The following is an 8,317-nucleotide window of genomic DNA, read 5'->3' on the forward strand; positions in this document are numbered from 1 at the left end:
CGAGCATCTCGGTCCGGATGGCCAAGCGGGGCAAAGCCCTGCGCGGGACAACGGACCGGGATCGCGACGGCGGCGGTTGAGCGTCAGCGCCACCGGAATGGCCGGTCGGCGAGCAAGGTTCATTTTTCTCTCTCGCCCCGCTTTCCGCCCTTTTGCTCAGATCAAGCTGCGACCGCCGGCATCGCATCGGGTCCGTCCATATCGCTCGCCAGCGCTGTCTCGATCTCGACCAACTGTCGGCGTTTCTCCGCCAGCTCCTCGCCGAAGGCGAACGTGCCGCCCTCGCGCGACCGATACGACGCAAGCCGGCGCTGGGCCTCAGCAAAATGCTGCCGATACCGCTCCCGCTCGCCCTCAAAACTCCCGAGCGCGTGTTCGAGCCGCGACACAGCGCCAAGCGGCGTCACCGTGACCGGCAGATCGATCTCGTGCTCAGCGCCGGTGCGAAGCAACATTGTCTCATAGCGATAGCCGTCGCGCCCGACGTGCTCGCCGGCATATTCCAATTCGAACCCACCGATGTTGGCGATCACCACCTCACCCTCGCGCCGCATCTGCACGAGCGTCAGGATTTCCTTGAAGACGGCGCGGCCAGCATCCTTTCGCTCGCAGTACGATGTACCGGTCACTGTCATGGCAAAGGCGTCGCCGGCAGTCGGAATGAGGCGCTCAATGTCGCGGCCGATCTCGCCAATCCGCCGGGTCGAGATCTCGATGTCGCGCTCGGCATCTCGAATCTGGCGGCGTACGGCGAACTGATCGTCCTGATGCGCGGCGCGCAGCCGTTCAAGGCGGGCGATCTCGGCCTCAAGCCCGGCCTTTTGCATCAGCCGCTGATCGCCCGACGCGATCGCTTTCGCCATCGCGAACTGGTTGGCCTGCCCCTCACCGAGATCCTCGAGCCGGCGGATCGAGGTGTCGCCCGAAAGCGCCGCGGCGATGAAGCGCGCCTTTCGTTCGTTGTTCTGCCACATGGTGGCGTCGAGCGAGCCTTGCGTGGCGTAGGCAAAGATATCGACTTCGTCATGCTGGTTGCCCTGCCGCACGATCCTGCCCTCGCGCTGTTCGATTTGCGAGGGCAGCCACGGCACGTCGAGATGATGCAACGCTTTCAGGCGGAGTTGGGCGTTGACGCCGGTCCCCATCGTTTCCGACGAGCCGATCAGAAAGCGCACCTTGCCCGCGCGGACATCGCCGAACAGGCGCTGCTTGGCTTCCGACTTCTTGAAATCCTGCATGAAGGCGATTTCGGAGGCCGGCACGCCGCGTCTGACCAACTCGTCGCGGATCCAGCGATAGGCCGAGAACCCCCGGCTCTTCTCGACGCTGATCGTGCCGAGATCGGAGAAGATCATCTGTGCGGCGCCGGCGACCTCGTACAGCTTGCCGTCAGTCCGGACATAGGTTGCGTCCGTGGTTTCCCGCCAGATGCGTAGCGCATTCCCGATCAGGAGGTTGAGCTTGTTCTCCGCCTCGTTGTCATTGTCGGGATCAACCAGCCGCAGATCAATCGCGGCATGGCGGCCGTCGGTGATGACCGAGAGCAGGATGTCGTCGCCCGGCTCCGGCGGCCGGTCGCGCATCTTGATCGCCTTGATGCGCTCGTCGAGCAAGCGCTGGTAGGATTTGAAGGCCGATGTCGGTTTGGCGGTCAGAATCTGACGGCGGCCGGTCGAGATCGCCGGCACCTTCACATAGCGCCGCAAATCGTCGGGGAGCACGACATCCGCGAAGGATCGGAACATGGCGATCAGTTCGGGCACATTGACGAAGCTGGCGAACCGCGAGACCGGCTTGTATTTGCCCGATGGCTGCAGCTCGAGTTCGGTCGTGGTGTCGCCAAAAGTCGAGGCCCAGGCGTCGAACTCGTGCAGTCCGCGCTGCCGAAGCGCGGCATGGTCCATCAGGCGCTGGACCGAAAACATCTCGCCGAGCGTGTTGGTGATCGGCGTCCCCGACGCCAGCACGAGCGCCCTGCCAGGGTTCTTCGTCTCGACGAAGCGGGACTTCACATAGAGGTCCCAGGCGCGCTGCGAGCCATTGGGATCGACGCCTTTCAACGTCGACATGTTGGTGGCGAAGGAGAGCTTCCGGAACTCCTGCGCCTCGTCGACAATGATCTGGTCGATGCCGAGCTCGGAGATGGTCAGGAGATCGTCCTTGCGGGTCGAGAGCGCCTCAAGCCGCTCCTTCAAGCCCTCTTTCAGGCGTTCCAGCCGCTTGCGCGAAACGCGGTCGTCGGTCTCGACCTTCGTCAAGAGGCTCTCATAAAGCTCGAGTTCGTCCTGAATCATCTGCTGCTCGAAGGCGGACGGCACGTCGATGAAGCGGAACGCCGAATGCGTGATGATGATTGCGTCCCAGGTCGCGGTCGCAGCGCGCGACAGAAAGCGGTGGCGCTTCTCCTTCGTGAAATTGCTCTCGTCGGCGACGAGGATGCGGGCGTTTGGGTAGAGCGCAAGGAATTCGCGCGCGACCTGGGCCAGGCAGTGGCCGGGCACGACCAGCATCGCCTTGGCGATCAGCCCGAGACGGCGCTGCTCCATCACGGCGGCAGCAAAGGTCATGGTCTTTCCGGCGCCCACCGCGTGGGCGAGATAGGTCGCGCCGGCGGCGATGATCCGCCAGATGCCGCGCTTCTGATGGGGGTAGAGGGTGAAAGCGCCGCTTGCGCCGGGCAAATTCAGATGCGAGCCATCGAAGGCGCGCGGCGCGATATTGTTGAAGCGGTCATTATAGACCCGCGCCAGCCGGTCGGTGCGGTCGGGGTCGGACCAGACCCAGCTCTGAAAGGCCGTCTTGATCTTGTGCAGCTTCTCCTTGGCGGCTTCGGTATCGACGACGTTGAGCACACGGCGCTCGCGGCCGTCCTCCTTCACAATGTCGAAGATCTGCGGAATGCGGCTGTTCAGGGCGTCGTTCAGCAATTCGCCGGCATGGCGACGGCCGGTGCCCCAGTCGGACGTTCCCGCCGCCAGCCAGGCGAGCTGGCGCGCATCCACTGTCCAGGACGCCAGCTCCGGCATGTGGCGGATCGTGATCTCGGCGCCCATCGCCTCCTTGACGAAGGCGACGACGTCGGCTGCCGGAATCCAGGGAGCGCCGAGACGCGCGGTGATGTCGGACGGGCCGAGATCGGCCGGCTGGACCGCGACCAAAGCGCGGACATTGCGCTCGAAGGCGGGGTCGAGCGCAGCAACCGCTTCCGCCACCTTCAGCTTGTCGCGCACCGGCCCCGACAGATAAGCGTCCGCCATCAGCCATGCGCCATCGACCGGGTCTTGGAAGATCGCGTCGCCAAGCTCGATGACGACATCGGCGATATCGCCATGGAGCAGCTCGGCGATATGCTCGAGATCGACCCGGCCGCGCTCGTTCAGGACGACGGCAAGGGCGTCAGTGGCACAGGTGATGACGGGCGCCGCAGGCGGCGCGATGACGCGCTCTCTGAAGAGAGGACCGGGCTTTGCCGTGTCGGTGTCGAGATCGTAGTCCTCGATCGAGGCAACGAGCCAGCAATCGGGATCGTCAAGGAATGGCTGCAGGTTTGGCCGGCGATGAGATTCGCGAACCTCGCCCGTCGACTCGTCCTCAGAGATCGAAACCGTCGTGTGGTTGATCGGGCCAAACTCGCGCAAAAAACTCGACCAAGCGATGCGCAGGCGAACCTGCGCATCCTTCCAGGGCCTGCCCTGCTCTTGGGCGGTCAAGACCGCGCGCACGGCGTCGCGGATCGGGATCAGCTTCTGGATGATCCGGACGTGCTTTTCCGGGACGCCCTCCGCACTCCGCCCTCTCCGAACCTTCACTGCAACCGGATGGCCGTCGACGAGCTGCATCAGCCCGCGACGCGGGTCGACGAAGTAGCTGCCTTCGCGGACTCGCGCCTCTCGCGGCGACGCAGGATTTGCGTCCGGCACGTCGCCGTGGTCGAGATCGACCACTTCCGGCTCACCGTCATAGAGACCTTCCGGAAGACGACGGATAGCGGCGTCCAACGCGGCATCGAGAGTAACGTCAGCGTGCGGCAGACAGGTATAGGCTTCGCCGAACGGGCCTGAGGTGGTGGCGTGCGTGCCAAGCAGAAAGCCGGGATTGCGCACGAACCAGCGATTGACGCGGATCGCGCCCTCGTCGGCTGTGGCCGTCCGCACCTCCTCGATATCGATCCACGCGAGATCTCCTTGCGGCTCGCCCGGCTTCCGCTTCCGGAAGAACAGGATGTCGACGACGACATCCGTCCCGGCGTCGGCGCGGAAGCTGCCTTGCGGCAGGCGGATGGCGGCGATCAAATCGGCAACCTTCGCGATATGCTCGCGCGCTGACGCGTCCACCTTGTCCATCGTGCCATGTGAGGTGACGAAGGCCGCCAGCCCGCCGGGCTTCAACAGATCGATCGAGCGCGCGATGAAGTAATCATGCAGCCGCAGTCCCATCGATCGATAGGCGCGATCGGAGCGGACCGTGCGATCGGAGAACGGCGGGGTGCCAATGGCGAGATCGAAAATCGCGGGGAGCTCTGTGCGTGCAAAGTCGCAGGGGACGATGCGAGCGCGCGGCTGTAGCAGCCGGGCGATGCGCGCCGTCGTCGGATCGAGCTCGACGCCGGTGACATGCGCGCAATCGCGAAAGGCTTCCGGCATGAGTGCCGCGAACAGCCCGGTTCCGATGCCCGGCTCCAGGACGCGGCCGCCGCGCCAGTCCAGCCGCTGCAGACCGGCCCAGATCGCCCGAACGGTGAACTCCGGCGTGAAATGGGCGTACTGCGTGCAGCGCGCCAACGAAGCGTAATCGGCATCGCTGACCGCATCCTGCAGCGCGCCGCCGATCGTCTCCCAGCCCTTTCGGAACGAAGTCTCGCCCGGTCGCAGGAATACGCCGTTGGCGAGGTCGGAGGCGCCGAAGCCTGTGAAGCGGATCAGCCTGTGCTGCTCGTCCGACGTCGCAGGCCGCTCCTCGGCTTCGATCTTGGCGGCGAGCTGGATCCCGGCGATGCTGTCGCGAGCGCGATCCTTCCAGCTCGCGGCGAGGCCGCGGTCGCCGTCGAGGCCGAAATTGACGCCCCGACCAAGCGCGGAGGGCCGCGTCGCGGGCGAAGTGATCCGCTGCGCTGGCGAAGGCGGCGTGGGCTCCGAGTCATCGTCGTCATTGGCTACGATGCCGCCGGCAAAGGCCGTCACGCCGAGGCTCAGGCACGATGACAGAGCGGTGTCGTTGAAGAGGTCGATCGTGAAGGGATCGAGATTCAGGCGGTGATCTTGCGCCATGGCGAATTCTCCTGAGTTCGGGCGCGCGCCATCGTTCCCGCCAGATCAAGTCCGACGAGAGTTGCGATGGTCGCGAGACGTTGGATGGGACGGCTGGGCAGTTCGGCGGATCAGCGCCGGACGAGGGCGAGCGAGATAGCGCTGTCGGTCATCGCGATCGTGAGATGCGTCGCCGTTGGCGCGGCCACGATCAGCTTCACGAGCTCGGCTGCATCGAGAAACTCGACGCCGTCATCGCCGCCAAAGTGTTGGCGCTTGTAATGCCAGTAGTCCGGGTTGGTCTTTGGATCGCACTCCTGGGCGTAGACCACGAGCGGACGCTTGCCCTCGGCGAGCTTGCCGTTGGACATGATATAGACGCCCTCATCGCCGACCAGCCACACGCCCGGTCGTTCGTCCTGCCCGGGGGCGAGGCCATAATGGGGATTGCGAAAGCCGCCATTGAGAACGGCGTCGATCCGTCCGCGTGTGATGACGGCGCGGACATCCGTGACGGAAAAGCTGAACATCGCCGCAGCCCATCACGCCGCGATCGCGTCAGGCAGATAGCGCAGATGCACGGGGAGCTTTTCGCTGATCTCCTGGTCCGTCAGGCCGTCGAGGAGCCTCAGAGTCGTTCCCTGCCGGCCGCCATAGACGGAAATCGTGCGCTTGCCCCGGTCGGGGGCGGGCCAGCGCTCGCCGGCATAGCCGCGATAGTCGTCATGGGTGCTCGACCAGATGTGCTCGAGGCGCTCCTGCCGCGTCATCGCCCGCACCGGCCGGGTTTCGCGCTCGACGATCGCCTTGCGCATGTGCCCGCCAGAAGTGATATCGGCGAGATCGCAATAACCGTGAAAATACCGGGCCCGGCCGTCGATCCACAAGGTGAAGAAGACGCTCGTGACGGAACGGGTCAAAAACTCGCGCAGCGCGAACATATCGACCGCCAAGATGACTGGCGGCAGGGCCTCGAACATATAGTCATGCGCCGCCTGGCCGATCTCGAACCATTCGCCGGCATAGAGCGAGCCGGCGTCACCCTGGCCGCGATCGGGCCGCTGCGCGTGGCGGTCGAACATGCGGAACATCTCCCGCCGGTCGGCGATACCCTGAAACACTTTTCGGATCGGGGAGAGGGTCATGGGCTGGCTCCTAGGGTCTCGTCAGACCGGAGCGCGGCTCATCCTCGCGACATCGCCATCATCTTCGGCTCTTCCTGACCCTCCCCCGCGGCCGCTTCGCCGTCCGGCCGGGTCAAGGGCCGGCGCAGCCGGGCGAAGCGTCACCCTTGATGCGGCCGGCGGGCATGCGGCAGATCTCTCCTCCCATTCCTCCATTCCTGCTCCTCCCTCGCCTTCTCCTTCAAAGCCTCGTTCCAATCATCGCCCGGCGGCGTCAGCCGGATCCAGTCGCAATCCGTCGTCTCGGCGATCTCGCGCAACCGTCCGGCAAACGCCTCGCCCTGGCTGTTGGCGTCCGTCGCCGCGACAAGTTGGGCGCCGGGACGCGTGGCGAGCGTTCGCCCCGCCGCATCTGTCGCAGGCGACCAGCCGCCGCCGGTGCTGAGATAGAGGCTGCCTTCCCGCAGCCCCTCGAGCGCCGCGAGACTCATCGCGTCGATCGCCGCCTCGGTAATGCAAAACCTCAGTGCGTCGGGCGCGCCGAGCCGGAACAGCACCTTCATCCCGCCGGTCGAAAACCCGCGCCATTGCGGCCCGCGCTCTTCCCATCCGGTGACAATGCCCCCGTCATCGACATGGGCGGCCCATAAGCTGCCGTGTGGTCCTTCCCGCAGCCGGTGCTGCCGGGTCCCGGCGCGCAGCATGCTTTCGGGGAGATGGCGTTCTTGACGCAGGTAGCGCCAGGTGGCGGAGCCCGGCCGAAGGTCTCGCCGGGCGCGCCAGCGTTCGGCAAGAGATACGGAAGGCTGCCGCTCACGGGCAGGCTGCGTCCAGCCAGGCTCCGCCGGTCGAAACCCGACCAGCTCGGCCGCACGCACAAGCACTTCGGTGAAGGCGACGCCGTCCAGGTGCTGGATCAGCGTGAAGACATCGCCCTTGGCGTCCGAAAGCGGATCGAACCAGCCTCGTCCGTCATGGATCACGATGATGATGTCGCTGCCGCGCCGATGCTTGACGGCGCGTCGCGTGCTCTCCTTCAGATCGATGGCGAAGCCGGCTTTCTCCAGCACCGCCGCGCACAGCACGCGCCCCTTCAGTTCCTCGAGTTCTCGTTGCTCCATCATCTCTCCCGGCGCTTGAGTCCGGCCTTTCCTGCTGCGTCGTCCCTCACGCATATCTCGCGGGTCCAAGCCCAACCGCCGCAAAGAGCGGCGCCTGCAAGGGCGCGGATCGACCGTCGACAGAAGATGAGATCGATCGTCCGCGGCGCAGCCTCCCTTGCGGGCGACTGCTCGCCAGCGGCACACGAGGTCAGCTCAATGAGGCGGCCGGCGATCATGAGGGTCGAACTCATGGATGACGCGGAGCTCGTCGGCAGCGTCGAGTTCGTCGCTCGGCAGCACCCCGTAGGCGCCGTCGATCTGGAAGACCGTCACCGGGACCATCAGCGTGCGGGCGAGTGCGAAGGCGTGGCTCTGGGCAAGGACAAGATCGTTCGACATCGTGAGGCTCCATCCGAGAGCGGGGGAATTCCCGCTCGATGGCTCCTCGAAGGGCCGGGGCCGGTCGCGATCACCGCGAAGGCGTCAGCCGCAGCGGCGGCACGCTCGCGTAGCCGACCCCTTGCGGGTTGATCGTGGAAGATCCGGAACCGGACCAGGACGCCATCGCAAAAGAGCGGGATTGCGTTGCTCTCGGTGGACCGCCCGTTCGAATGAACCGCTGGACCGGCCAGCTCCCTGGCTCGGGCGCTTTACGCCGGATCAGACGCTTTCCAATTCCGGATTGGACGGTTATAGATTCCGGATTGGACGCTGAGTCGACAGGCGCGTTGACATGTACCCACGCCATGCCGAAAGCCGCATTCGCGAAGCGCTGACCGACACGCGCGTCGTCGCGATCGCAGGACCGCGTCAGTCGGGCAAGACCACGTTGGCGCGCAAGATC

At 65.5% G+C, this 8,317-nt stretch carries 5 protein-coding genes; all 5 read right to left on the reverse strand.

Annotated features, from left to right (window positions below):
- Window positions 1–161: 161 nt before the first annotated feature.
- Window positions 162–5,267 carry an N-6 DNA methylase gene (locus AE618_RS23135; RefSeq protein ID WP_054211438.1) on the reverse strand — a complete coding sequence of 1,702 codons (5,106 nt, stop codon included), beginning with the start codon at window positions 5,265–5,267 and terminating at the stop codon, window positions 162–164.
- Window positions 5,268–5,377: 110 nt separating this feature from the next.
- Window positions 5,378–5,776, reverse strand: coding sequence for a DUF3085 domain-containing protein (locus AE618_RS23140; protein WP_054211439.1), 399 nt, complete (start codon window positions 5,774–5,776; stop codon window positions 5,378–5,380).
- A gap of 12 nt (window positions 5,777–5,788) precedes the next feature.
- Complete coding sequence (locus AE618_RS23145; RefSeq protein ID WP_054211440.1) at window positions 5,789–6,391, reverse strand: DUF1419 domain-containing protein; 603 nt, start codon at window positions 6,389–6,391, stop codon at window positions 5,789–5,791.
- Between the two features lie 140 nt (window positions 6,392–6,531).
- Window positions 6,532–7,491 carry a DUF3991 and toprim domain-containing protein gene (locus AE618_RS23150; protein ID WP_054211441.1) on the reverse strand — a complete coding sequence of 320 codons (960 nt, stop codon included), beginning with the start codon at window positions 7,489–7,491 and terminating at the stop codon, window positions 6,532–6,534.
- Window positions 7,492–7,686: 195 nt separating this feature from the next.
- Complete coding sequence (locus tag AE618_RS23155) at window positions 7,687–7,872, reverse strand: hypothetical protein (protein ID WP_054211442.1); 186 nt, start codon at window positions 7,870–7,872, stop codon at window positions 7,687–7,689.
- Window positions 7,873–8,317: the final 445 nt, after the last annotated feature.

Source organism: Allobosea vaviloviae, assembly GCF_001298265.1.
In the GTDB taxonomy this organism is placed as follows: Bacteria; Pseudomonadota; Alphaproteobacteria; order Rhizobiales; family Beijerinckiaceae; genus Allobosea; species Allobosea vaviloviae_B.

What these genes read in the sequence shown, in the direction of transcription:
- AE618_RS23135 (WP_054211438.1), bottom strand. Translation starts at nt 5,267, where the DNA reads ATGGCGCAAGATCACCGCCTGAATCTCGATCCCTTCACGATCGACCTC.
- AE618_RS23140 (WP_054211439.1), bottom strand. Translation starts at nt 5,776, where the DNA reads ATGTTCAGCTTTTCCGTCACGGATGTCCGCGCCGTCATCACACGCGGA.
- AE618_RS23145 (WP_054211440.1), bottom strand. Translation starts at nt 6,391, where the DNA reads ATGACCCTCTCCCCGATCCGAAAAGTGTTTCAGGGTATCGCCGACCGG.
- AE618_RS23150 (WP_054211441.1), bottom strand. Translation starts at nt 7,491, where the DNA reads ATGGAGCAACGAGAACTCGAGGAACTGAAGGGGCGCGTGCTGTGCGCG.
- AE618_RS23155 (WP_054211442.1), bottom strand. Translation starts at nt 7,872, where the DNA reads ATGTCGAACGATCTTGTCCTTGCCCAGAGCCACGCCTTCGCACTCGCC.